Genomic DNA, 23,772 nt, shown 5'->3' with positions numbered 1-23,772 from the left:
CCTCCTGAATGTCACTGTAACACGCTTAACTATAAGCTACAGTTATTTTCAGAATTACTACAAGTTATTCTGGCTTGTCCGTAAAAATCCTGCAATGACAGGCGTTTTTTTATTCGACCCCAGTTAAGCCAACATCCTACTACAAAACTCTGCCCATTGGCAAGTCTTCTCCAACTAGGCCTTCTTTCAACCCTGCATATGTCTCATTTTAATGGTCTGTACAGCCAAAAGCGAATATGTGGAATCACGCTTTGCCAAGGAGCTTTTTCGCTTCCTGCCAGTAAGTCTCCATTTCATCTACGCTGCTTTCTTCGGGACGACGCCCTTGCTCGCGTAATTTCTGCTCAATATACTGAAAACGGTCAACAAATTTGCGATTGGTAGCAGACAATGCCTCTTCCGGGTCTACTCCCATGAAGCGGGCTGCATTCACTGCAACAAATAACACATCGCCTAACTCCAGCAGCTGGGCTTCCACGGCATGCCCTTCACGAACCGCTTCCTTCAGCTCAGCCACTTCTTCGTCCAATTTATCGAATACGCCCTCAATGCTATCCCAGTTAAAGCCTACTTTAGCTGCTTTCTTCTGGAGCTTGTACGATTTCATAAGAGCAGGCAGATCACGTGGAACCCCATCCAGCACAGAAGGGTCTGCTGCCGTCGTGCCTTTAAGCCGTTTTTCCTCAGCCTTCATCTGCTCCCAGTTTTGCAGTGCCTCTTCCGCATCATTCGCTTGATTGTCACCAAATACATGTGGATGTCGGAAAATAAGCTTATCATTCAGCCCCTGGATTACATCATACACATTGAAGGTTCCGACTTCCTCTTCCATTTGGGCATGCAGCAAAATTTGCAACAACAGATCGCCCAGCTCTTCCTTCATATGCTCAGGGTCGTCCTCATCTATCGTTTCGATGACTTCATACGTTTCTTCGATCAGATTTTTGCGGATCGACTGATGTGTCTGTTCACGATCCCATGGACAGCCTTCCGGACTGCGTAAAATATCGACAATCTCGTGTAAACGGTCAAAAGAACGCCGTTTCAGCGCCTCATCTTCACTGCGAGGTATGTATACCAAGGATAGATTTCCGTAGCCCTCTACTCGATCCAGCTCGTACAGCGGCACCTTGTGCACCGCTTCCTCACCTTCCACCCCAAGAGCGTGACCGACGTACACCTCATAATCGTCAGGATACCGCTCCATCAGGCACAGCTTTACATCAGATGCTGTGAAGGTGTCATACACCTGTCCGATCAGCGTATGCAACTGAGGCTGGAGCCAGCTGGCATCCAGTGTACCTGCGTCTAACAGCTGGAAACCCTCAATCGGATCAAAACCAAGACGCACAAAAGCTTCATCCAGAAAACTTTCGCCACCCAGAATGTTCAGTTCAATCCCTTGCGCAGGACAACGCTCCTTAAGCAACTGCACCGCTGCTTCCGCCACCATCGGGTGACCGGGAACCGCATAGACGATTTCGCTTCCGTCTGCCGCCTTAGCAGCCATCGTAATCAATTGGCTGGTAATTTCCTCGTATACCTCTGGAAAAGACTCCTTTGTCTCATATACCTCGTCAAACGACTCAAAAGCCACTTCAAACTCATTCAGCACTTGAACCGCAGGATGCTCCTTGGTCCGCAGATACAGCGCTGAAGCGCCCCGCATTTTGTTCAATATCCCTATCGTAAGCTGATCCGGATCCCCCGAACCCAAACCTACGACCGTTAATGTTACGCTCATATCCAATCCTCCGTTTCGCAGAAACAAGGTTCATGCTCGAAAAAATATACGGCCTAACCCCGCTTCCGCTTCCTTTGCTTTGGGATTTACTATACCACAAAGTTGTATAGGCTCATAAAATGGCTGTGCCACTTTCGCGCCCTAAGCCCTATGCCTGGGCTAAGCCAGTACACGCAGCCTACGCAGCACGGCTGCCAGCGGGCGTCCGAGCTTGGGCACCGCCATAAGCTCGGACGCCGTGATCAGCCTCAAGCGTGCGAGGCCGATCACGAACACAACGGCGCCTACGGCTACGCCCAGCAGGCTCTCCGCGGCTGCCGTGGCGCGACCTCCGGCAGCCCATCCCAAGGCACCCAGCACAGCGCTGGTGCCCCACATCGCCGCCCCGGCCGCACCAGCCAGGGCGATAAGCAGTGCCGCCGGCTTGAGCACGCTGGCGGACCAGCTCCCACGCAGGCCTACCAAGCGAGCCAGCAGCACGATGTTGATCACCGCCGCCAGTAGATAGGCGACAGCCCCCGCAATGGCGGCTCCAGCCGTGCCTAGCTGCGGCACGAGCAGCCAGTTTAGCAGCGCCTTGGCTACTGCGGCCGCGAGCATCGCCAGAGCCGGCGCGCGAACCGCGCCTAGCCCTTGCAGCAGCGCAGCCGAGATGATGCTGAGCGTACCGCCAACGGCGGTTAGCGCCATCCAGCGTATGACCTCGCTGCCGGTGTCGTCCGCATACAGCATCACATTGACGGGCACAGCCAGCACGATCAAGCCTGTCGCAGCGGCTAGTCCCAGCAACCAAAACCAGCGCAGCGATTGCTCGCACTGGCGACGTGCCAGCTCCGTACCGCCGGTCACCCGCGCCTCGGCCAGCGATGGAATGAATAATGCCGACAGTGTAGTGGCAAACATCATGACTAGCTGTACCAGCGGCAGACCTCGGTTATACACGCCAAAGGCCACCATAACCGCAGTATCGTCCAAACCCTCCTGCTTTAACAAGCGAGGTACGGTAAATGTGTCTACTAGGCTAATTAACGGAACGGCTAGCGCTCCAAGGCAAACAGGCAAGGCATAACGCAGCAGCGCCTTTAGCAAGGCACCGTTGCTTTCCGCCGGGTGTAGCTCTCCAGTTTGTGCTTGCACTGTCGCCATGACCGTCCCTTGCCTTCTAAGCCTCTTCCTGTGATTTCGCCAATATAGCAACATGACGACCAAGCCCGCTGCTCCACCTGCTGCTGAACCAAACACTGCTCCGGCGGCAATCATATCCGCCCCCGCTCCTTGTGACAGCATGAGTAGCAGCAGCATAATCATCACGCTTACCCGTATCGCCTGCTCCGTCACTTGGGAGATAGCAGTCGGAAGCATATTTTGCAAACCTTGAAAATATCCTCTCAGTCCCGCCATAACCGGCACGAACAAAAAGGCAAACGCCGCCGCCCTCACCGACGGAATGACGTGAGCATTGTCGATCCATTGACCAATGAGCGGCGCACACGTATACATCAGCACGCCCAGGATTAATCCAAAGACACCCAAGACAAGCGAAGATAGCCGTGCAACCCGTTGCCCTGCTGCCCGGTTTCCCACTGCCTCAAACTCAGCTACAAATTTGGATATTGCAGCCGGAAATCCAGCAGCTGCAATGGTAATGAACAGCGTATAAAAAGGATAAACCGTATTATAAATGCCAAACACGCCGTCGCCGCCGATATTCTGCAGCGGGATTTTTTGCACTGTGCCGATCAGCTTGCTCGCTACTGCTGCCAGTGTCAAAATGACAGCACCCCGTAGCAGCCGCGAAGCGGCGCGATTTTCCTGCATTCTCCGTCTCCACTCCCACCTGAAATATGCATCTTTCACGAGTCCTATTATACCGCCTCTTCTCCCGGAAAGAAAAAAAACCCTGTACAACGCAGGACGGCTTTCGCCATTCTGTACGTCATACAGGGGTGAAACGGGATGTTACTGTTCCATTTGTTTGCCCAGGAAGCCAGCGGCTGTTTCAGCCATTTTGATCTCCATTTCGGACATTTTTACGTTTTCGTCCTTGTTCAACAATACAACGGAACCAATGGGATCACCACCAGAAACAATGGGAGCCGCCACAAAGGACGAGAGTGTTTCTTCGTGGTCTCGCGTTAGCTCATAGGAGCCGCTGGCTGTCTCCAGCACAGTTTTGCGATTATCCATACTACCTTCGATAATGCTACCGATTGGCTTGTCCAGAAACTCTTTTTTAGAGCCTCCAGCCACCGTAATAATGGTGTCCCGATCGGTAATCATTGTAATATGGCCCGTGCTTTCAAACAGGGACTCAGCATATTCTTTGGCGAAATCACCAAGTTCACCAATAGGTGAATACTTTTTCAAAATGACTTCTCCGTCACGATCCACAAAAATCTCAAGCGGATCTCCTTCGCGAATTCTCAAGGTGCGGCGAATTTCCTTTGGAATAACTACCCGCCCAAGGTCATCAATACGGCGAACTATACCAGTAGCTTTCATTTCACATGTTGCCCCACTTTCTCAAGAAGAATTTAGTAAACTACTGACGGTATCGAAAGACGCTTCCACTCCCCCAGAAGCGGTCACGAAGAACGTCACGGTCATGGTGTTTATGGTGATATCTGACCATAGTATTCATCTGTTCCCAATTCCTTATGCATGTTCAGTTATTTACCTTCGTTTGTAGCTCCATCTTTGGCTGTTCCTGCTTTGGTATCGCCCGTACCGTTTGTTGTTGCGCCCGGTGTAGTTGTGCTACCAGCACCGGAAGTTGCACCGCTTTTCTCTTGCGTAGCTGGTACCTTCGGCAGATTGATTTTCAAATCAAGCTTCGTCAAATCATTTTCGGTAAAGTTTTGGATACTTTCCCCGGCCAATTTATTTTTCAGGGCAGCCTTTTCGTTATCTTTCAATTTATCAAACGTTGGCTCATTGCGGGACTCCACTTTGATCACGTGATATCCGTATTCCGTTTCCACTGGCTCACCGATTTTGTTAATCGGTTGAGTCTCAGCGGCCTCTTTAAAGGCAGGTACCCATTGCGCTACGGATGCATTCTCATACAGACCTCCGTTAGACGCAGAACCTGGGTCTTCTGAATACTTCTTGGCAATCGTTGCAAAATCGGCTCCTCCGTCCAGCTTCGCCTTCACTTCTTTAGCCAGCTTGAGGGCATCCTCTTTTTTGCGCTGTTTCTTCGTTTTAGGATCTTCGAAGTTAATTAATACATGACGCACGGTTGCTGTTGTGAATTGATCTTTATTTTTCTCAAATTCCTGTTTTAGCTGATCATCTGTTACTTTGTTGGTTTCGCTGTTGATTACCGTCATTACACGCGTGAAGTAATCTTTCACACCTTGTTCGGTCAGTTTTTTATCACTCAGAAATGTCTTGAACTTATCTTCTCCGACTGACTTTTTATACTGCTCCAGCTGTTCGTTCCCTTGTTTGGCACCCTGCTCCTTGGCTTTGTCGTCCGCTTTGGCCGCCAGAAGCTTGTACACCACTTCCTGCTTTACAATTTGCTCCCGTACCTGATCCGAAGCTAACGCAGACTCATATTCCGGGTAAAGGAATTTCATCATGCTAATTTCTTGGTTGAACTCATTTTCGGTAATGGTTCCACCCTTATAGGTCACGACAACCTTGCTGTTGTCCTTCGGTTCATCCTTGACCTTGTTCTCATCCGCTTGCTTCGTACATGCTGCCAGCACGGATATAGCTAGCAGCGCTGCCATTCCCAAGGAGAGCATTCTCCAAGGTTTTCTTTTATTTAGTTGTGGCATTTTGCAGTTCCTCCTTCAATGTGAATGCTTCTTTCAATGCACTCAAAAATTGTTCCAGCAGTTCTAGCAACTGTGGATCATCTAGACCTTTGCCCTTTATGCGTGCGCTCATAGAAGTGCCCTGTTCAAATTGTACACGTCTTTCAAAGCGATTGCCAATCTCGGCAAGTTTAGCAGTCTGTACCGCCTGCTGGCGCCCTTCATGGAATTTCAACACTATATTTTCATCGCGCTGCACTATGGACTCGATGCCATACATGCGTCCATATACCTTGAGACGAGCCACGGCTAGCAAATGAAGCACAGCCTCTGGCAGATCACCAAATCGGTCGACCAGTTCATCTTCCAGTTCGGAAGCCTCGTCAAAGGTGCTGACCGCTGCAACTTTTTTATAAATCTCAATCTTCTGGATGCTGTCATAAATATAGTCTCCCGGGAGGTAAGCATCGACGCCTAAATCAATCGACGTACTCCAATTCCGGTTGGACTGATCCTCTTCTCCAAGTACGCTGACTTTACGTTTATTAATTTCCTCAGCCAGCATCTGCGAGTAAAGATCAAAACCGACGGATGCGATGAATCCATGCTGCTCGGCGCCAAGCAAGTTACCCGCTCCGCGGATGGACAAATCGCGCATTGCAATCTTGAAGCCGGAGCCCAGCTCCGTAAATTCTTTAATCGACTGAAGGCGCTTCTCCGCCACTTCCGTGAGCACCTTATCCCGCTGGTACGTGAAGTAAGCATAGGCAATCCGATTGGAACGACCTACACGCCCACGCAGCTGATAAAGCTGGGATAGCCCCATTTTATCGGCATCATGCACAATGAGTGTATTCACATTTGGGATATCCACGCCGGTTTCGATTATGCTCGTACTGACCAGCACATCATATTCGCCATCCAGGAAATCCAAAATAGTTTTCTCCAGTTCGGTTTCGGACATCTGTCCGTGACCCACGCCCACCTTGGCCTCCGGTACGAGCGCATTGATCTCTGCAGCCATCTCCTGAATTCCCTGCACGCGATTATACAGATAGTACACCTGCCCTCCACGTGCCATTTCGCGTTCAATGGCCTCACGAACTAGAGTCTGGCTGTGCTCAACCACATAGGTTTGCACTGGAAAACGGTTTTCCGGTGGTGTCTCAATGACTGACAAGTCACGTACACCCAGCATGGACATATGCAACGTACGCGGAATAGGTGTTGCCGTTAATGTCAGCACATCTACGTTCGTTTTCAGCTTCTTCAGCTTTTCCTTGTGGGTTACGCCAAATCGCTGTTCTTCATCGACAATCAGCATTCCCAAGTCCTTAAACACCAGATCCTGCGACAACAGACGATGGGTACCAATGACAATATCGACCGTGCCTTGCCGGACCCCTTTAATCGTCTCATTCTGCTCTTTGCGCGAGCGGAAACGGCTCAATACCTGAATATTGAACGGATACCCTGAAAAACGTTCACGGAACGTCTCATAGTGTTGTTGTGCCAAAATTGTCGTCGGTACCAGCACCGCTACTTGTTTGCCTTCAATAGCAGACTTAAAAGCAGCACGAATAGCAACTTCAGTTTTGCCGTAACCTACATCACCGCATAGCAAACGATCCATCGGGCGACTCTGCTCCATGTCCTTCTTAATCTCTTCAATGGCCCGAATCTGGTCACGTGTCTCATCATACGGGAACATATCCTCAAACTCTTGTTGCTCCGGTGAATCCTTTTCAAAAGCAAACCCTGGCGCCGACTGTCGTTCTGCATATAGCTTGATCAAGTCATCCGCAATATCCTGAACCGAGCTGCGCACCTTACTTTTAACCCGTGTCCACTCATTGCCACCCAGTTTATAAATCTTGGGTTCCTTGTCCTCTGAGCCGACATATTTCTGAATCAGATCAATTTGTTCAATCGGTACAGACAACTTATCTCCACCCGCATAGAGGACATGCATGTAATCCTTATGGATACCGCCAACCTCCAGCGTGCCGATCCCCATGTACTTCCCGATCCCGTGATTTTGGTGTACGACGTAGTCGCCCACCTTCAGCTCGCTATAGCTCTTAATCCGTTCTGCATTGTCCACATGCCGCCCCTGCTTACGTGCTTTCCGCTGCTTCTGGGAAAACATTTCACCCTCAGTGATGACTGCCAGATGAATAGACGGCATTTCAAAACCGCTTTGCAGATTGCCGATAGCCATCGTCGGCTCATCAATACCATAATCTTCAAGCACTCGGCGCATCCGATCCAGACGTTCATCTCCACTCGCCAGCATCATAACCTGTGTGCCCGCTTTGCGCCAACGATCCATCTCCGCCTTGAGCACATTCATTTGGCCATGGAAATCCTGCATGCCTCGGCAGATGAAGTTCAAAATATTTTGTGGCTGGGTATGAGGAACCTGACGGAGGAAAATCGACAGGAACAACGTCTGAAATCTCCGGTTGTACAGCAGATTGTCCGCGTCATCTGACAGTTCTAGCTGCGGTAACGTTTTACCGTTTTGAAGCAAATGCAGATTCCATTCCGACTCATCTCGTTCCAGTTGCTTGGCTGTTTCCAGCATACGTGCCGGTTCATCAATAATCAGAATCGTATCTTCCGGCATATAGTCTGCTAGGGTTTTACGTTCAGGATACAGCAGGGAGATATATTTATAGATTTCGTCAAAATACACATGCTCTCGCAGCAACTCAATTTCACGATGAATCTCTTCTTTCAGGTGCTGCTTAGCTTGACGATCCGTCATTTTGCCCAGCTGCTCCTCCAACAAAATAGCAGCGGCATCCGCCGCCTGGTCCATACGCTGGTTATTCGCAATAACTTCCTTACACGGTGTTACAGTAACGTCCTGAACCTTTTCCACCGAGCGCTGATCTTGCGGATCAAACTTACGGATCGAGTCAATTTCATCGTCAAACAGCTCCACACGATAGCCCCAACGGGTTGTCATTGGATAAAAATCAATAATTCCTCCGCGTACGCTCATCTCTCCACGTGATTCCACACGCTCTACACGCTGGTATCCCATCTCGACCATATGTAGCAAAAACGCTTCCAGCTGAATCGTTTCGCCTTCTTTCAGCTCAATACGAGCCTCACGCCATGTTTCCGGAATTGGCAGTAAACGTCGGACACCAGAAAACGGCACGACAACAATCCCACGAAAACCCTGGGCGCAGCGTATCAATACATCAATTCGTTGGGACAATGTCTCTGGACTAGATATTGCTGCTTCAGCAGCTACCAGCTCATTAGCAGGATACAATAAAACCTGATCAGGAGAAAGCGCTTCCTGTAAGTCATCTGCTATTTTTTGAGCGGCAAACATATTGTGCGTCATGACCATTAACGGTCGTCCGGTATCTTCGGCAAGCGCGGCCATCAGTACCTGTCGGGAAGAGCCTGATAAACCTGATATCAGTTGTTCCTTCATCCCTGATGATATGCCTGCTGCAATGGATGCATAATCAGCATCCTTCGTAAAAGCCTGAATAAGTGCTTGTAACAAAAAAGGCACCCCTTTATGCTTATAAATAGTTACATGTAAACCGAAAAAGAAGCCTCAGCAATGCTGCCAAGGCTCCATAAGCGGAATTGCCGCTTCACCTCTCAAGCTGGTACATCCTACCAGTTGAATACCTGTTATTGGAGCGGATTAACGAGCAGACTCAGCTCTGGATTATTCTCCAATGCCTGACTGCAATGCTCGCAAATGACTTTGACGGTCACTTCACCACCCGAATTATACGCTATTATATCTCTACGTTCGGCAGGGGTCAAGGAATGGAAGCCCAACCTTTCTTCGGTTATTGCTGCGGAATCAATTCGTCCCAAGAAAGTTCGACAATGTCTGCATACATAATTAACAATCATGTAATGTATATGCCTCCTGAAAGTTTTCTATACCTTTCAGTATGTCCAACAATCTTCCATTTAAGCCCGTCTGCCTACGTCTGAACTTACTTGTTGAATTCAGCCATCGTCCGTTCAAACGGATGACTCAAGCTATGCTCTAAGGCGTTGCACGTGTCCTCGATCATTCCGGCCAGTAATTCTTTTTCCTTCTTTGGAAAGGTACCCAGAACATAATCGACAATAGCATGTCCAGGCTCCGGGCGGGAAATGCCCATACGTATCCGATTGAAGGACTGCGTGCCGGTATGCTGAATGATCGATTTAATGCCGTTATGACCGCCTGCGCTACCTTGATAACGCAATCTTATTTTACCGACTTCTGTATCCAGATCATCGTACACGACAACCAGATCTTCCATATCGGCCTTATAGTAGTCCATATAAGCACGTAGAGACTCGCCTGATAGATTCATATAGGTCATTGGCTTAATCAGTACGGTTTTCACGCCACCAATGTGGCCCTCTCCAATCAATGCCTTGCATTTGCTTTGGTTAATCTGGATGTTATGACGCGAGGCAAGAGCATCCAATGCCATAAATCCGACATTATGTCTCGTTTTCTCGTATTGGGGACCGGGGTTGCCCAATCCTACAATCCACTTCATAACCTTGACACCCTCTTTCACAGTCTGGATTTTTTGGTAAAATAGTTGTATTGAGGATTTTGCAAAAATCTAATAAGCGACTTTCAATGAACAATATATAGATCGAAATGGTCTAGTTCGTCTATATATTGCACTTTAGAGCGACTGGAATCGAATTTTGCAAAGTCCTGGTATTGAATAGGAAGGTGCGTGCCGGTATGCTCAATCAAGGTGATATCCTCTTATATGACAGCCATTTTCTATATCATTTAAAACATTCCGTTCCTGTCCAGATATATGACGGGAATGTACATATTCAAATTGGCATCGTTGCGCGTTTTAATGAGCATTTCGTCGAAATAGAGGACACACTATACAATCGTCAACGCTTCACATTCATATCTCGCCCAGGCTTTTAGCCTGACATGCTGATAGGGGTTACCTTTTCCATATGGAAAAGGCAACCCCTTTTTTAATGAGCCAGCGCTTATTCGATTTCAAACAGTTTGCTGATCGACAATTCTTCATGCACACGGATGATAGCTTCTCCCATTAATGGAGCCACAGACAATACCTTCAGCTTGCTTGTCGGATTCGGGTGGACGATCGGGATCGTATCCGTCACAACCACCTCTTTTAATGGCGAATTCTCCAGTCTTTCCATAGCAGGACCGGAAAGCACAGCATGTGTACAACACGCATACACATCTTTTACGCCGCCTTCTTTAAGCGCATTTGCACCTAATACAATCGTTCCGGCTGTATCAATGATATCATCAATTAAAATAGCCGTTTTACCCTCAATGTTCCCGATGATGTTCATCACTTCACTGACATTTGGCTCTGGACGACGCTTATCAATAATAGCGAGCGGCGCACTCAGGAAGTCCGCCAGCTTACGAGCACGAACAACCCCACCATGATCGGGTGAAACGACAATCGGGTTCTCAATTTGCTTGGAACGGAAATATTGGGCCAGAATTGGCGCTCCCAGCATATGATCCACTGGAATATCAAAGAATCCCTGAATCTGCATCGCATGCAAATCCATGCTGATCACGCGGTGAGCTCCCGCTTTTTCAATCAAGTTAGCGACAAGTTTCGCTGTAATCGGATCGCGTGAACGAGCTTTACGATCCTGACGAGCGTAACCGTAATATGGCATAACGACATTGATACTTTTGGCAGAAGCGCGTTTAAGTGCATCAATCATAACCAATAACTCCATCAAGTTGTCGTTAACCGGCAGACAAGTTGACTGCACAATATACACATGGCAGCCGCGTACGCTTTCGGACAGCTTAACCTGGATTTCACCGTCACTAAACGATGTGGTATGGGATTCCCCCATTGGGATGCCGATGTAGTCCGCAATCTGGTGGGCTAACTTCGGATTGGAGTTACAAGTAAATATTTTGAGTTTGGAATCGCAATAAGTCATTAATAGAAACCCTCCGTGCTGGTTCATTCATTACAGATTCAACAGCTTGCTGATTAGGTCATTCCGATCTTTTCTTCTTCGCTTTGGCACGTGCGCGGATTTTGTCCGCATATCCGGCTTTGTTCTCTTGACGTGGTCTGGCAATGGCCAGATCGTTATCAGGGACAGCATGTGTTACAGTGGAGCCTGCTACAACATAAGCACCTTTTCCAATCTTAATCGGGGCGATCAGATTCACGTTGCTGCCAATAAAGGCATCGTCTTCAATTTCTGTAATGGATTTATTATATCCATCATAATTGACCGTTATTGCCCCGCAGCCAATATTTACGTTTGTACCCACCTTGGCATCACCGACATAGCTCAAATGAGACACCTTGGAATGATCTCCAATGGTCGCATTTTTCACCTCAACAAAATCACCAATTTTCACATGTTCGCCAAGCTTCGCGCCTGGACGCAGATAAGCAAACGGCCCCACAGATGTACTGCTTCCCACTTCCGCTTCGTTCAACACCGAATGTTTTACCGTTGCGCCTGAATGGATAATCGTATTCTGAATCTCAGCCTGCGGACCAATCACACAATCTTCTCCGATTTGTGTTTGACCATGCAGCCATGTGTTCGGGTACAGTACTGTATCGGAACCAATAACAACCTCGCTCCCGATATAGGTAGAAGACGGATCAATGACAGTGACACCATTCAGCATATGCTTGCGAACGATGCGCTCACGCATATAACCCTCAGCTACCGACAAAGCGACTCTGTCGTTAACACCGATGGATTCAGACACATCATCTGTCAAATACGCCTCAACCTGCTCACCTTCACCATGCAAAATACCAATGACATCTGTCAGGTAATATTCCTGCTGTGCATTGGTGTTCGTTACCTTGTCCAGCGCTGCAAACAGCTTGGCATTGTCAAAGCAGTACGTTCCCGTATTGATCTCCCGGACAGCATCTTCCTCAGGTGAACAATCTTTCTGTTCCACGATCTTGAGCACAGCCCCGGAAGCATCACGGATAACTCGTCCATATCCTTTCGGGTCGTCCAACTCAGCGGTCAGAATCGTCGCAGCCGCCCCACGGCTCTCGTGCAGTTGCACCAAGCCCTCTAGCGTTTCTGCTGTGATCAAAGGAGTATCCCCACAAATGACAATGGTTGTACCTTTTTCCTGAGCGAGCAAGTCCTTGGCTTGTTTGACAGCATGGCCCGTTCCCAACTGCTCTGCCTGAAGCGCATATTCTGCCGACGGCCCCAAATAAGACTGTACCTCCTCTGCCCCATGACCCACGACGACTACACTTCGGGACACACCGATTTCACGAACCGTGTCGAGCACATGCCCGACCATCGGTTTTCCGCACACCGGATGCAGAACTTTATATAATTTGGATTTCATACGTTTTCCCTGCCCTGCGGCAAGAATGACTGCCAACCTTTCCAACAAGTCCAACCTCCTATCCTGAAAATAACAGTTACCCCTTGGCTAAAACGTTAATTCCCAGATCAGATTTTGCTTAACTTTTCACAATCCTCCTGAAAAATAACGGCGAACCTTTGGTTAATGGCTATTTTTTCAGGCCAGCTTGTGCTGGACATACATCCCCGGGACGCATCGCTGCCTAGTCCCTGTCTTATGAAAAAGCCGCTTCGGCAGCCCGGATGGCTCCAAGTTGCCTTAAAACTGACTGTTAACTCACTAAAGAATATATCTCATTCCAGACAAAAAGAAAAGAGAGCCACAGTTAGTGGCTCTCTTTTTCTTTTGTACCCCAATCCTGCTTTAGGCGAATTAAGCGCCTTCTTCAATAGCAACTTCTTCATCCACAGCTGCACGTTCGTACTCAGTCAATACAGCAGCTTGGATCTTCTCACGGGTTCCTGAAGATATCGGGTGAGCGATATCGCGAAACTCTCCGTCTGGAGTTCGTTTGCTTGGCATAGCTACGAACATCCCGTTATTACCGTCGATAACTCGGATGTCATGAACAACAAACTCATTATCAATCGTAATGGATGCAATCGCCTTCATTCTTCCTTCTGAGTTCACTCGGCGGAGTCTAACATCCGTAATCTGCATGTGTGTTTCACCACCTTTTTCCAAATAGGACTTGGTGTATACATTCCACACAGCAGTTCGAAATCCTTCTTTTTTTCGGCAATTCGTATCCTAAATTCAGGTAATTTTTTTGAAAAGATTTCTTTTCGACATATTTAGGTATTTTATGATGGATTGTGACAATTTACTGCCCTGTTCACTCATCAAAATAATTGCCCAGCTTGACTGTAATTTGCTTGCTTCGAGAATCGACTGCGGTCAGATTCGCCAGTGAAATATAATCGTGCAGCAGGCGCTCTTCGTTCTCCACCTCGCCTGATTCTACCAGCACACCTACACCGGCCACCTCAGCATCGAACTCAGCCAACAAGTCGACCATTCCCTGAATCGTGCCACCGGCCTTCATAAAATCATCTACGATGAGCACACGCGATTTCTCACGCATCGCACGTCTGGATAAAGACATCGTATGCAGGCTCTTTTGTGATCCTGAAACATAATTAATACTTACAGCCGAGCCTTCTGTCACCTGATGATCACGCCGTACGAGAACGACTGGCAAATTCAGCTGTGCTCCGGTTGCATAGGCAAGTGGAATACCCTTGGTCTCCACCGTCATAACCACATCAATCTGACGATTGGCAAAAGCGGTCGCAAATATTTTACCAGCTTCGTTCATCATCGCAGGTTGGCCCAGCAAATCGGACAAATACAGGTATCCTCCCGGTAATATGCGGTCAGGTTGCTCCAGTTGCCCACATAGGTCGTTCGCAAACGCAAGCGCATGCTGCTTGGAAAGCCTCGGGATCAGTTTCACGCCCCCTGCCGCTCCCGCCAGCGTCAGAAGCTCGCCAGTACCCTCATCCTCAAATACTTCCTTGATGATGGCCAAATCCTCGCTTATGGACGACTTAGCTGCCCCGTAGCGATCCGCAAAATGAGTAAGAGGCACCAGCGTATGCGGCCGTGACAATAAAAATTGCGTCATTTCCACCAATCGTGAGCTTCTTTTAAGTTTTTTCACAACAATTCCTCGCGATCTATTCTCCTGCCGCCCGCTTTGTACAGTAAAGCACCGGCGGACTGGCCGGTTGCTGGCGGAATGTAAGTGATATAGTAAAATCCGAATATTTAATAGTAAATATATCATCTTCGTACGTATTTGTACAACAATTACCACTATAATAAGAAAAAATTATCTAAAATCAGGTCAAAAGTCGTACTGCGTACACATCTTTACAAAAACCTCTTAGTCCATTATAAATCCGTGGCACTTTGGCTTCCTTCGATACCAGTCCGAACACCGTAGGTCCACTACCTGACATCAGCACACCGTCTGCTCCTAAGCGGATCATGGAACTTTTAAGATGCTCTACCTCTGGATACAGCTTTAGTGTTACATCCTCAAGTACATTCCCCAGCGCGTTGCATACTTCGGTAAAAGAAGCGTTGCGGATTGCATGCTCCATCTGACGGGCAGACGGGTGGTGCGTAATCTGATCTGCTTTGACACGACCATATACTTCAGCCGTCGACACATTAATCGGCGGCTTCGCAAGGATCACCCAGCATTGTGGCGGATTCGGAAGTGGCTTGAGCAGTTCTCCGCGTCCGCTCGCTAAAGCTGTACCCCCTGTAATACAGAAAGGTACATCTGAGCCCAACTCAGCACCCAGCACCCTTAATTCTGCATCCGAGATGCCAAGCTTCCATAGCTTGTTCAGTCCACGCAGCGCTGCGGCAGCATCACTACTTCCACCCGCCAACCCTGCCGCCACCGGGATATGCTTATCCAGATGGATGTGGACGCCCGTAGACACGTTATAACGTTCTTTGATCAGACGCGCAGCCTGAAAAGCCAAGTTCTTTTCATCCAATGGTATGTACCCGGCTTGACTTGAAATAATAATGGTATCACGCGGTAACTCAGACATCGTCAATCGGTCAGAAAGATCGACCATGGTCATAATCATCTCGACCTCGTGATAGCCATCGTCCCGCTTACGTAGAACATCAAGCATTAAATTGATTTTCGCCGGTGCTTTTTCATATATTTTCAAGGCGTTCACCCACCTTCAACTTTTCCCTCAAGACAGCTTAACATATTATATCAGACTCAGCGTGTCAAGTCATGAGGTTCAAAAAAGCGGAGATGACCCGGTCTAATCCCGGATATCCCCGCTTTTCATCAGCACCACCGATGGTTACGATTTGCGGGAAGCTGCCTGCTCGGCAAGTTGGATAGCCCGCTTGACCATATTGCCCGCATCCTTGGCTTTAATGCCTCCCCAGCCTTCTTCCTTGACCGTGTCGTAAAACCCAAGATCTTTGGCTAGCTCGTACTTTAGCTCCTCCGACATGACACTCCGTCTTCTTCGGCTCATACATACGCCTCCTTCGGCAATGGAATAAGGAAGATCATTCCCGGCTTAGTATGTGCAGAGATGTCATGCTTCATCCTGCTCTGTATATACAAAACGGCCCCGTCATTTGAAATGACGAAGCCATCGTTAAACCTGCAAAGCTGGTATAAATCACGAAATCAATTAAGGTGTTTCAAAATATTCGACTACACTTGTATGGGAGTCGGGATCATATACGCTGACTTCCACCGACTCGGTAAGAATGTCAGCATAGCTGTAGGAGACACGTTTAAACGTCTGTTGCTCCTGATCCAGCTTGACGATAAAAACAGAAGGGTACGTTTCTTCCAAGACACCAGTTCGTTCGACGGTCTTACGGCGTCCGCCGTTAGCCCGCAGCAAAATTTTTTGCCCTACATGTGCGTCGAGACTGCGTTTGATTTCCAACAGCGTATTTTTAGCCATTGCCTAACGACCACCTCTTTCCTTGTCCATTATAACGAATTTTAGAGGGATTGTCAAATCAAGCTAAATATTATAGCAACACGAAAAATAAGTTGTCAATTTAATTTTTTGCGAACAGGAATAATTTATATAAAAAATGACAAAAAGCCTCTGAAAGCAGAGGCTTTTTGTTCAGATTAATCCTATTGGCACATTTGAATCCTAGATTGCGGAAGGCGTTACTTTAAGCGTAGACAAATTTTCAAGCTTCGGCAGGCCGATGCGATAGCTTCCCCTAGTTTCAATTCCACCCACTCCGCGACTGCCGCTGATTGTCTGGTGAAACAGGTCCCCCATGTTGACCGTATCACGGATCGAAGTAAAGGCCGCCTTGGCAGCCACGTAAACGGGGTCCAGCGCGTGAATCAGGATACGCCCTGGTGAGCTGGCGAAGTTCGCCCCCGCACGTAGCAGCGCCTCAAAATGGGACTGGCACGCCCCTGCTACAATCGTCAGCGAATCCAGATGACGTTCATATTGTCTTGCTACCTGAATCGCCGCCACAAAATTTTGCGAATTTTTATAACTTTTCAAGCTGTACAAATCGTAAGGCTGTGGCTGCTTCAGCACACCGTCATGTCCGGTAATGACTACGATATCTGGACGGATACGGGGAAGCAGTCGGTACAACGTGTCCGCCATTGCCGATTCGTGAACGTGATGTCCCTCTGCAGGAACACGGAGCTGTTCATATAAACTGAGACATTTTTTCAAATAGCCGGGATCTCCATCCAGATGAAGAACCTTTCCCGGCATTTCAAAATACGTTGACTCGACCGGATCACTCCAGTCCCCAACCAGAGCTGCCTGACTACGAGCAGCTTGCTGCTGGCGTGCCCGTTGCAACAGATTAAGAGACTCACCAGCCTTAATGTGGGCCTGCTGAGTCTTACCGCTAATCTGGTCTGCAGGCACTCTGACCAGATCGTTCACCGGGGAATCGGCCAGCAGCCGAAATTCTATTCCCTTAATGATCGCTTTATCCCGCTGGATGTCCTCAACACGAAACGTGACATCTCCGCCGTACGATTTCCGAACGACCAAGTCTCCTAAACTCATCACACTGTATCACCCCTCCTATATCGTATGGGTGAACGCACAGTTTGGTTCCAGCTTAGGATATACCTGCCTCCAACAGCACAGCGCTTAGACGCGCAAATTCCTCAATACTTAGCGTTTCTCCTCGACGCGAGGGTTCAATACCAGCTCGTTGCAACAACGGCTCCAGCGTGTCCCTGTTCTCTTTGGTGAAGAAACGGCTTTTTAAGTTATTAGAAATGGTTTTACGACGCTGGGCAAAAGCAGCATGAACCACTTCAAAGAAATGCTTCTCATCCACCACTTCCACTGGAGGGGCTTCCCGTACACGCAATCGGATGACTGCAGACTCCACATTCGGCTGGGGAATAAATACTGTATTCGGCACAATACAGACTAATTCAGGTTCGCTGTAATATTGGACCGCAATGCTCAGGCTACCGTAATCCTTCGTCCCAGGAGACGCAGCCATGCGCTCAGCCACTTCTTTTTGAATCATAACAACGATATTCTCCAAAGGGAGCTTGTCCTCCAGCAGCCTCATCAGAATCGGTGTAGTAACGTAGTACGGTAGATTAGCCACAACACTTACTTTGCTCACGTCTGCAAAATCGGCTGCGAACACCTCGCGCAAATCCAGCTTCAACACGTCTCCATGACGTACCTTCACATGCTCGTAAGGGGCCAACACTTCTTCGAGAATTGGCAGCAGCCGCTGGTCAATCTCGACAGCGGTAACTGCCTTGGCCGATTGGGCCAGCTTCTCGGTCAAAGCACCAATCCCAGGACCGATCTCAAGTGCGCCCTTTGTCTCATCCAATCCGGCAGCATTTACAATCTTATTGAGAATATTCTGATCAATCAGGAAATTTTGTCCCAAACTCTTTTTGAACGAAAAACCGTGCCGTTGAATAATGTCCTTCGTACGCCGCGGTGTTGCTATATCTTGAATCCCTGTCATATAGATATCACAATCCTTCACTTTCAATTTGTGCCAGCGCCCCGGCAAATTCCTCGCGGCTGATCTGAAATACAGAGAGCCGTTTATGTAGCTGCTTTCCGTTACAATAACCAATACCCAGCACATTCCCTAAGGCCATACGGCGTGCAGCAGCATTGGGATGGGTGATGAGTCCAGCATCAATCAGGTCCGCCCACTCAATCAGCGGGTCGGCGCCTTCCACTGTCGTATGGACCCGTGCAAGAGCGTGTCTGATCGCTTCCGGTGAGGCATTCTCCACGCCAATATCTCCTTTGCGCGTCGCTTCTGCCTCGGGTATAAAGGCCTGCTTGCAGCCAGGCACCTTGGAAGCGATAATCTTACGGATGCGCTCCCCTGCATGATCAGGATCGGTTAAAATGATGACCCCCCGCCGCTCCTGCGCCAATGCAATTTTACGCAGCGTCATTTTATTAATGGCTGAGCCGCCAGTTTCTATCGTATCCGCTTCAACAGCGCGGCGAATGGCCACCGTATCATCCCGGCCCTCTACCACGATCACTTCCTTGATCATTTGCGTTTCCCTCCACTGCTACAAAGCAAGCTATATTTATCTTTCCCTGCTTTTGAAAACAAAATAAGAAGAGGATATCCTCTTCTTAGCATGGCATAACTATGTTGTTAATACTATCGCATTGCCCTCAACATACACAACCTGTTTTAGTTGATTTCAGGCTTTACGGGTCCGATAACATATACGGTTTTACCGTGCTTACGACCAAATTGGTTGGCTCGGCTTAAACTCTCATAATACACATCGATTTTGTGACCTTTAATCGCGCCACCGGTATCCTCCGCACGGCGGAAGCCCACCCCTTCGATATAGACCCACCAGCCGATTGGGATTACACTCGGATCGACAGCGATGGTGCGTCCTTCCGTGACACGTGCGCCGGATGCAGTACGTGTACCGATCCCTGGCTCCTGTGAGGAATACGCCGTCATGGAGACATTTTGTAAAACTTTGCTATATTTAAAATTTACGCCTGCTTTACGGACAGCACTGCCCGAACTAACCATTGTTGCCTTAACCGCATCATTGGGACCGACGGAAGCAGCAAGAACGACCGGTTTTTTCTTCGTTCCTACAGCAATGACCTTATCCACACGATTCTGTGCAACTTCCTTGTTTACCAGCTGTTTGGATACCAACTTTCCATCATGGTATACCTTTTGAACGTGCTGGACTACCACACCCGATTTGCCGCTTTGAATGACCCGATTATCGCCTTTATAAAGACTCGGATCGGCCGTTTTGATGACCTGATAAGGCACCTGTTTTTTCTGTTCGACCTGCTGTTTCTTCACACGGACGATTTTTATGTCCATGTTAGACGAAACAGAGGCATCCAACGCAGGATAAACTTTATCCGTTGAGGATAATTTATAGCCCGAGGTACGAATGGCACCTTCTACTGTATTTTCTGTTGTGTACAGCTTTTTCGTCTCATTGCCTGAAGATACTTTAACTTGATTGGCACGTTTAATGACTACGCGATCCCCATCCTGTACTGCTCCATTTAGCGGCATGGAAACTGTATCATGCGGCTGAAGTGAAATGGAATGCTCGCTCAGCAAATCTTGAAGCTTGGATTCCCGGGTTTCTACCGCAGATGCCTTGCCATCGATGACAAAAAAGACTTGTTTTTTAGATTGCGTGTACATCAGAATTGAAATCATAATCGTTAGCGCGATTAGAAAAATAGCAACCAAGGCAGCCTGGCGCACATTCTCTTGCTTCCAACGCAATACGTAAGACATGCTGGATGAGCGTGACTCATGGGTCTCCTCTTTTTGGAAAATGCCCATTTCCTCCGTCCTCCTTACATAGCCCGCCGTCTGGAGTAAGACATAGTTGAGATTTGACGTGACTATAACAGATTTTCTACAAGACAAGCCCAAACTGCGACTGTCCTGCACCATGTACCCGTCTTCGCGGCATGCTGTCCTCCCCTGTTTAACCACAGTATGATGACAGATTTTCTTTTATTCACAACAAAAAAAGCCAGAGAAAGAGACTAGAGAGCTCTTTCGTGGCTTCCGGCATGTGTGAATATGCGGGAAAACTCATGCACGAGATGGCTTCTCTCTTGTTACGCTTACGGGGTTAGCTGTCGGGTTCGGACGTAGAGAGTCGCCCTAGCTTGGGTCAACCGCTCATGGCGGTCGCCTTCACATTCACCCCGAAGACCCAGAAAGAAATCGAAATACGGCTCCTCCACCTATTCAATCCCATCCTGGAAAAGAATTTCGGTCGAGCCGGCTGGCGGAAGAGACGTTCCCTTCTTGCACATACGCCGGACGTACTGTAAGCCATATCGGTTCCCCCGTTCCCTGTAAAAGGGACTCAGCGAGACTGGTTCATGAAATGACTTGTTGATGTTTACATTCAAACAACAATTCACTGAAAAGATGATATCCTGTTTCTATGCATGTTGTAAAGCAGGTTTCAAGTACATTTTTTAAAATATTCGGTTAAAATATTGTAATATTCTCGAGTTTCCTGCAACAAATTCATGATTAGCTTCGTCTATCTCTTTATTTTGATCGATTTCTTCACTTTTTCATTGAATGTCAAATCGTTCCAAGGCATTTCGGGTCGTTATTGACACTAATTCCTCCACTGTAATCCCTTTGATTTGGGCTGCGGTCTCTGCTACCAGTCTCACATGTGCGGACTCATTTCGCTTCCCGCGGAACGGATGCGGCGTCAGGTAGGGAGCGTCCGTTTCAATGAGTAGACGATCCAGCGGCACCTGTGCGAGCACCTCTTTTGGCTGCTTGGCATTTTTGAACGTTATTGGACCACCGAAGGAAAGGTGAAATCCCATATCCAACACCATTTTGGCTGTCTCCCAGCTACCCGAAAAGGAGTGCATGACTCCGCCAATCTCACTCGCTTTTTCCTCGCGCAAAATCCTAACAATATCTTCATGCGCATCCCGGTTATGGATAACAATGGGCATTTTGAGCTCACGAGCCAGACCAATTTGATTTCGAAACACCCGATGCTGAACATCCTTCGGTGAAGTATCCCAATAATAATCCAGACCAATCTCCCCAATGGCTACAACCTTCTTATGACTGCATAACGATGCAATCCATTCTAAATCGCCCTCTTGCATTGTATTCGCATCCTGCGGATGCCATCCAACTGCCGCATAAATAAAATCATATGTCTCAGCCAATTTCATAGTGGATGGAATGGTCTCACGATTAAATCCGATGTTGATCATCCGCGTTACTCCTGATTCGACAGCACGTGCTATAACTTCTTCACGATCTTCGTCAAATTGTGGTGCATCCAAGTGAGTATGGGTGTCGAATAAATCCAAGGTTTACATCTCCTTTTTTTACTTATATTTCTATATAGTTGTCTATTCTTTGACAAAATAATTCCTTATTTCGGCAGGAAGTCTGTCTTTTACCGCGTTCAATTTATTCTGGGGGAAATACATATGATATTTTCCTCGGTGAATACCACTTATTGAGCGCACAATTTCCGAAACTTCGGATATTTCACTCACCTCGCCCTGACGTCCAAGCAGTAAAATCTGGTTGTCCGTCGAGCCACCCTGCCGAAACACATCATAAGGAAGATCTGTCGGAAAATCAATTTCAAAATCATATTCAGGGTGCAAACCAGCCTCTTTCAAAGCTTCTCTAATACTGTCAATGGTATCTGTATCCATATTTTCAATCTCTACATATTTATACAATCTACGGTCCATAAAACGACTGCTCAAATCGCTTAAAATATCGTCCTTTTCTCGTTTCCACTGGCTAAATACGGTCTGGATTAATGACTCGTCGAGCATCAGATATTGCTCTACTGTAAGCTCTCCTTTCAACAGGTCCGGTAGCGGGTCCAGCAGAAAACCAAACTCATATCCGTTTTTAAACAATTCCTTTGCTCGCTTGAAAATTTTACGTAAAAGGATTTCCGAGCTGCGTGTTACAGGATGAAAATAAATTTGCCAATACATCTGATAGCGTGACATTAAATAATCTTCTACTGCATGCATGCCTGATTCCTTTACAACAATTCTCCCATTATGAGGACGCAGCAGTCGTAAAATACGATCCAAATCAATCGTGCCGTAGTTGACACCTGTCGAATGAGCATCCCGCAACAAATAATCCATACGGTCGGCATCTAGCGGACTGGTTACCAAGTTGACAACAATCGGCTTATCATACGTTTTGGCTATAACCGCAGCCACCTTTTGTGGAAGCTTGTCGTCGACTTGCCGTAGCACAGCGTTGATCTTCGTGTCTCCCAGTACAATGCGGCATGTCCAATCCTCATGGTTCATATGAAAGGCTTCCTCAATTGAATGAGAAAATGGGCCATGCCCCACATCATGCAATAGAGCTGCACACAGCGCAACCAGCCTTTCCTCCTTCGGCCAATCTGGGAAATCTCCACGTTCAAATTGAGAAATAATACGTCTCGTAATCTCATATACACCCAATGAATGTGAAAAACGGCTATGCTCCGCTCCATGAAACGTAAGATACGATGTGCCTAACTGCCGTATGCGCCGTAAACGTTGGAACTCCGGCGTGTTGATCAACCGCCATATCACAGTATCCTGAACATGGATGTAATTATGTACCGGGTCTTTAAAAACTTTTTCTTCACTGAGTGGCTGGTGCAAGATATCAGCTCCTTTAATATTCGGAATAATGGATTAAAATACAATAAAATCCTAAATGATTCCCCTCATTCGACATTCTTTGTCGTAATATGTCGAATTATAGTTTTTCGACATTTCCAAATCGACAAACTGAATAAATCATCAATAAGATAAGGCAATACACATGAATAAAGCTCTTTAATCTAAATACTTTTGCATAATCAGACTGTTACTACATTTTTAAGGTTGACTGTTTTGGGAATCGTTGGTATAGTAAATATCAGAAAAGAGAAAATTTTGTCGAATCATGACACTTATATTATTTTAAACGGCGAGAGGAGCCTGATTTATTATGATGAAATCCACTGGTATTGTAAGAAAAGTTGACGAGCTCGGACGTGTTGTTATTCCAATCGAATTGCGCCGTACCCTGGGAATCGGAGAGAAAGACGCTTTGGAAATTTATGTTGATGGCGAACGCATCATGCTTAAAAAATACGAGCCAGCTTGTATCTTCTGCGGCAATGCTGAGAACGTAATTTACTTCAAAGGGAAAATTGTTTGCCAAGATTGCATTTCTGAAATCCCAACACCTGTGACAAACTGAGAATTTTAGTATATAATAGACTTATCAGATATTGTTAATTCTAACCTTTTTCATATATACTCCTTGTTGCCTTCCAC

General features: G+C 47.5%; 22 protein-coding genes and 1 riboswitch. Of the genes, 2 read left to right on the top strand and 20 right to left on the bottom strand.

Going from position 1 to position 23,772, the window contains the following annotated elements; translation table 11 throughout:
- Window positions 1–244: 244 nt before the first annotated feature.
- From yabN to pth, 7 genes are all read right to left on the bottom strand, one after another.
- Window positions 245–1,744, bottom strand: coding sequence for a bifunctional methyltransferase/pyrophosphohydrolase YabN (yabN, locus tag KAI37_RS00225; protein WP_076294546.1), 1,500 nt, complete (start codon window positions 1,742–1,744; stop codon window positions 245–247).
- A gap of 159 nt (window positions 1,745–1,903) precedes the next feature.
- Complete coding sequence (locus tag KAI37_RS00220; RefSeq protein WP_076294545.1) at window positions 1,904–3,562, bottom strand: putative polysaccharide biosynthesis protein; 1,659 nt, start codon at window positions 3,560–3,562, stop codon at window positions 1,904–1,906.
- 141 nt (window positions 3,563–3,703) lie between these two features.
- Window positions 3,704–4,246: a stage V sporulation protein T gene (gene spoVT, locus KAI37_RS00215; protein WP_023986438.1), complete on the bottom strand. Its 543-nt coding sequence runs from the start codon at window positions 4,244–4,246 to the stop codon at window positions 3,704–3,706.
- A gap of 167 nt (window positions 4,247–4,413) precedes the next feature.
- Window positions 4,414–5,532 carry a peptidylprolyl isomerase gene (locus KAI37_RS00210; protein WP_071639011.1) on the bottom strand — a complete coding sequence of 373 codons (1,119 nt, stop codon included), beginning with the start codon at window positions 5,530–5,532 and terminating at the stop codon, window positions 4,414–4,416.
- Window positions 5,516–9,043 (bottom strand): transcription-repair coupling factor, encoded by a 3,528-nt coding sequence (gene mfd / locus KAI37_RS00205; protein ID WP_076294544.1) that lies wholly within the window; start codon window positions 9,041–9,043, stop codon window positions 5,516–5,518. The genes KAI37_RS00210 and mfd overlap by 17 nt, the downstream gene beginning before the upstream one ends.
- Window positions 9,044–9,177: 134 nt before the next feature.
- Window positions 9,178–9,408: an anti-sigma-F factor Fin gene (gene fin, locus KAI37_RS00200; protein ID WP_013308128.1), complete on the bottom strand. Its 231-nt coding sequence runs from the start codon at window positions 9,406–9,408 to the stop codon at window positions 9,178–9,180.
- 86 nt (window positions 9,409–9,494) lie between these two features.
- On the bottom strand, window positions 9,495–10,055 hold the full coding sequence (gene pth / locus KAI37_RS00195) for an aminoacyl-tRNA hydrolase (RefSeq protein WP_023986435.1): 561 nt from the start codon (window positions 10,053–10,055) through the stop codon (window positions 9,495–9,497).
- A 197-nt stretch (window positions 10,056–10,252) separates the two neighbouring features.
- On the opposite strand from pth, the gene KAI37_RS26650 reads away from it, so the two are divergent.
- Complete coding sequence (locus tag KAI37_RS26650) at window positions 10,253–10,453, top strand: hypothetical protein (RefSeq protein ID WP_023986434.1); 201 nt, start codon at window positions 10,253–10,255, stop codon at window positions 10,451–10,453.
- A gap of 68 nt (window positions 10,454–10,521) precedes the next feature.
- On the opposite strand, the gene KAI37_RS00190 is transcribed toward KAI37_RS26650, so the two are convergent.
- The 13 genes from KAI37_RS00190 to KAI37_RS00130 all read right to left on the bottom strand — a co-directional run bounded on the left by KAI37_RS00190 (window position 10,522) and on the right by KAI37_RS00130 (window position 23,109).
- Window positions 10,522–11,475, bottom strand: a complete 954-nt coding sequence (locus tag KAI37_RS00190; protein WP_013308125.1) for a ribose-phosphate diphosphokinase — start codon at window positions 11,473–11,475, stop codon at window positions 10,522–10,524.
- A gap of 58 nt (window positions 11,476–11,533) precedes the next feature.
- A complete protein-coding gene (gene glmU / locus KAI37_RS00185; protein ID WP_220030529.1) occupies window positions 11,534–12,931 on the bottom strand; it encodes a bifunctional UDP-N-acetylglucosamine diphosphorylase/glucosamine-1-phosphate N-acetyltransferase GlmU in 1,398 nt (465 codons plus the stop codon).
- A 345-nt stretch (window positions 12,932–13,276) separates the two neighbouring features.
- Window positions 13,277–13,564 (bottom strand): septation regulator SpoVG, encoded by a 288-nt coding sequence (gene spoVG, locus KAI37_RS00180; protein ID WP_007428016.1) that lies wholly within the window; start codon window positions 13,562–13,564, stop codon window positions 13,277–13,279.
- A 175-nt stretch (window positions 13,565–13,739) separates the two neighbouring features.
- Entirely contained in the window at window positions 13,740–14,567 is an 828-nt protein-coding gene (gene purR / locus KAI37_RS00175) for a pur operon repressor (protein WP_071639009.1), read from the bottom strand.
- Window positions 14,568–14,748: 181 nt separating this feature from the next.
- The gene (gene ispE / locus KAI37_RS00170; RefSeq protein WP_025723213.1) at window positions 14,749–15,603 is read right to left on the bottom strand and encodes a 4-(cytidine 5'-diphospho)-2-C-methyl-D-erythritol kinase; all 855 of its coding nucleotides are present in this window, start codon (window positions 15,601–15,603) and stop codon (window positions 14,749–14,751) included.
- Between the two features lie 144 nt (window positions 15,604–15,747).
- On the bottom strand, window positions 15,748–15,927 hold the full coding sequence (locus tag KAI37_RS00165; RefSeq protein ID WP_007428013.1) for a small, acid-soluble spore protein, alpha/beta type: 180 nt from the start codon (window positions 15,925–15,927) through the stop codon (window positions 15,748–15,750).
- Window positions 15,928–16,089: 162 nt separating this feature from the next.
- Window positions 16,090–16,371 (bottom strand): biofilm formation stimulator Veg, encoded by a 282-nt coding sequence (veg, locus tag KAI37_RS00160; RefSeq protein ID WP_013308120.1) that lies wholly within the window; start codon window positions 16,369–16,371, stop codon window positions 16,090–16,092.
- Between the two features lie 201 nt (window positions 16,372–16,572).
- Entirely contained in the window at window positions 16,573–17,469 is an 897-nt protein-coding gene (gene yabG, locus KAI37_RS00155; protein ID WP_023986432.1) for a sporulation peptidase YabG, read from the bottom strand.
- Window positions 17,470–17,524: 55 nt separating this feature from the next.
- Window positions 17,525–18,409 carry a 16S rRNA (adenine(1518)-N(6)/adenine(1519)-N(6))-dimethyltransferase RsmA gene (rsmA, locus tag KAI37_RS00150; RefSeq protein ID WP_071639008.1) on the bottom strand — a complete coding sequence of 295 codons (885 nt, stop codon included), beginning with the start codon at window positions 18,407–18,409 and terminating at the stop codon, window positions 17,525–17,527.
- 7 nt (window positions 18,410–18,416) lie between these two features.
- Entirely contained in the window at window positions 18,417–18,962 is a 546-nt protein-coding gene (rnmV, locus tag KAI37_RS00145; protein ID WP_013308117.1) for a ribonuclease M5, read from the bottom strand.
- Window positions 18,963–19,108: 146 nt separating this feature from the next.
- Window positions 19,109–20,257: a resuscitation-promoting factor gene (locus tag KAI37_RS00140; RefSeq protein ID WP_220030528.1), complete on the bottom strand. Its 1,149-nt coding sequence runs from the start codon at window positions 20,255–20,257 to the stop codon at window positions 19,109–19,111.
- Window positions 20,258–20,528: 271 nt separating this feature from the next.
- Window positions 20,529–20,811, bottom strand: a riboswitch (cyclic di-AMP (ydaO/yuaA leader).
- 201 nt (window positions 20,812–21,012) lie between these two features.
- Complete coding sequence (locus tag KAI37_RS00135; protein ID WP_220030527.1) at window positions 21,013–21,783, bottom strand: TatD family hydrolase; 771 nt, start codon at window positions 21,781–21,783, stop codon at window positions 21,013–21,015.
- A gap of 42 nt (window positions 21,784–21,825) precedes the next feature.
- Entirely contained in the window at window positions 21,826–23,109 is a 1,284-nt protein-coding gene (locus KAI37_RS00130) for an HD domain-containing protein (protein ID WP_076294542.1), read from the bottom strand.
- Window positions 23,110–23,440: 331 nt separating this feature from the next.
- Between KAI37_RS00130 and KAI37_RS00125 the strand changes: the two genes are divergently transcribed.
- Window positions 23,441–23,695 carry an AbrB/MazE/SpoVT family DNA-binding domain-containing protein gene (locus KAI37_RS00125; RefSeq protein ID WP_007428005.1) on the top strand — a complete coding sequence of 85 codons (255 nt, stop codon included), beginning with the start codon at window positions 23,441–23,443 and terminating at the stop codon, window positions 23,693–23,695.
- Window positions 23,696–23,772 lie beyond the last annotated feature (77 nt).

This window comes from Paenibacillus sp. S25 (assembly GCF_019454085.1).
Taxonomy (GTDB): Bacteria; Bacillota; Bacilli; order Paenibacillales; family Paenibacillaceae; genus Paenibacillus; species Paenibacillus polymyxa_B.
Note: the sequence above shows the minus strand (reverse complement) of the source record. Positions and strands in the feature narration are given on the sequence as shown.

Coding starts and splice junctions, on each gene's coding strand:
- yabN (WP_076294546.1), bottom strand. CDS start 1,744: ATGAGCGTAACATTAACGGTCGTAGGTTTGGGTTCGGGGGATCCGGAT.
- KAI37_RS00220 (WP_076294545.1), bottom strand. CDS start 3,562: ATGCAGGAAAATCGCGCCGCTTCGCGGCTGCTACGGGGTGCTGTCATT.
- spoVT (WP_023986438.1), bottom strand. CDS start 4,246: ATGAAAGCTACTGGTATAGTTCGCCGTATTGATGACCTTGGGCGGGTA.
- KAI37_RS00210 (WP_071639011.1), bottom strand. CDS start 5,532: ATGCCACAACTAAATAAAAGAAAACCTTGGAGAATGCTCTCCTTGGGA.
- fin (WP_013308128.1), bottom strand. CDS start 9,408: ATGATTGTTAATTATGTATGCAGACATTGTCGAACTTTCTTGGGACGA.
- pth (WP_023986435.1), bottom strand. CDS start 10,055: ATGAAGTGGATTGTAGGATTGGGCAACCCCGGTCCCCAATACGAGAAA.
- KAI37_RS26650 (WP_023986434.1), top strand. CDS start 10,253: ATGCTCAATCAAGGTGATATCCTCTTATATGACAGCCATTTTCTATAT.
- KAI37_RS00190 (WP_013308125.1), bottom strand. CDS start 11,475: ATGACTTATTGCGATTCCAAACTCAAAATATTTACTTGTAACTCCAAT.
- spoVG (WP_007428016.1), bottom strand. CDS start 13,564: ATGCAGATTACGGATGTTAGACTCCGCCGAGTGAACTCAGAAGGAAGA.
- KAI37_RS00165 (WP_007428013.1), bottom strand. CDS start 15,927: ATGAGCCGAAGAAGACGGAGTGTCATGTCGGAGGAGCTAAAGTACGAG.
- veg (WP_013308120.1), bottom strand. CDS start 16,371: ATGGCTAAAAATACGCTGTTGGAAATCAAACGCAGTCTCGACGCACAT.
- yabG (WP_023986432.1), bottom strand. CDS start 17,469: ATGAGTTTAGGAGACTTGGTCGTTCGGAAATCGTACGGCGGAGATGTC.
- rsmA (WP_071639008.1), bottom strand. CDS start 18,409: ATGACAGGGATTCAAGATATAGCAACACCGCGGCGTACGAAGGACATT.
- rnmV (WP_013308117.1), bottom strand. CDS start 18,962: ATGATCAAGGAAGTGATCGTGGTAGAGGGCCGGGATGATACGGTGGCC.
- KAI37_RS00140 (WP_220030528.1), bottom strand. CDS start 20,257: ATGGGCATTTTCCAAAAAGAGGAGACCCATGAGTCACGCTCATCCAGC.
- KAI37_RS00125 (WP_007428005.1), top strand. CDS start 23,441: ATGATGAAATCCACTGGTATTGTAAGAAAAGTTGACGAGCTCGGACGT.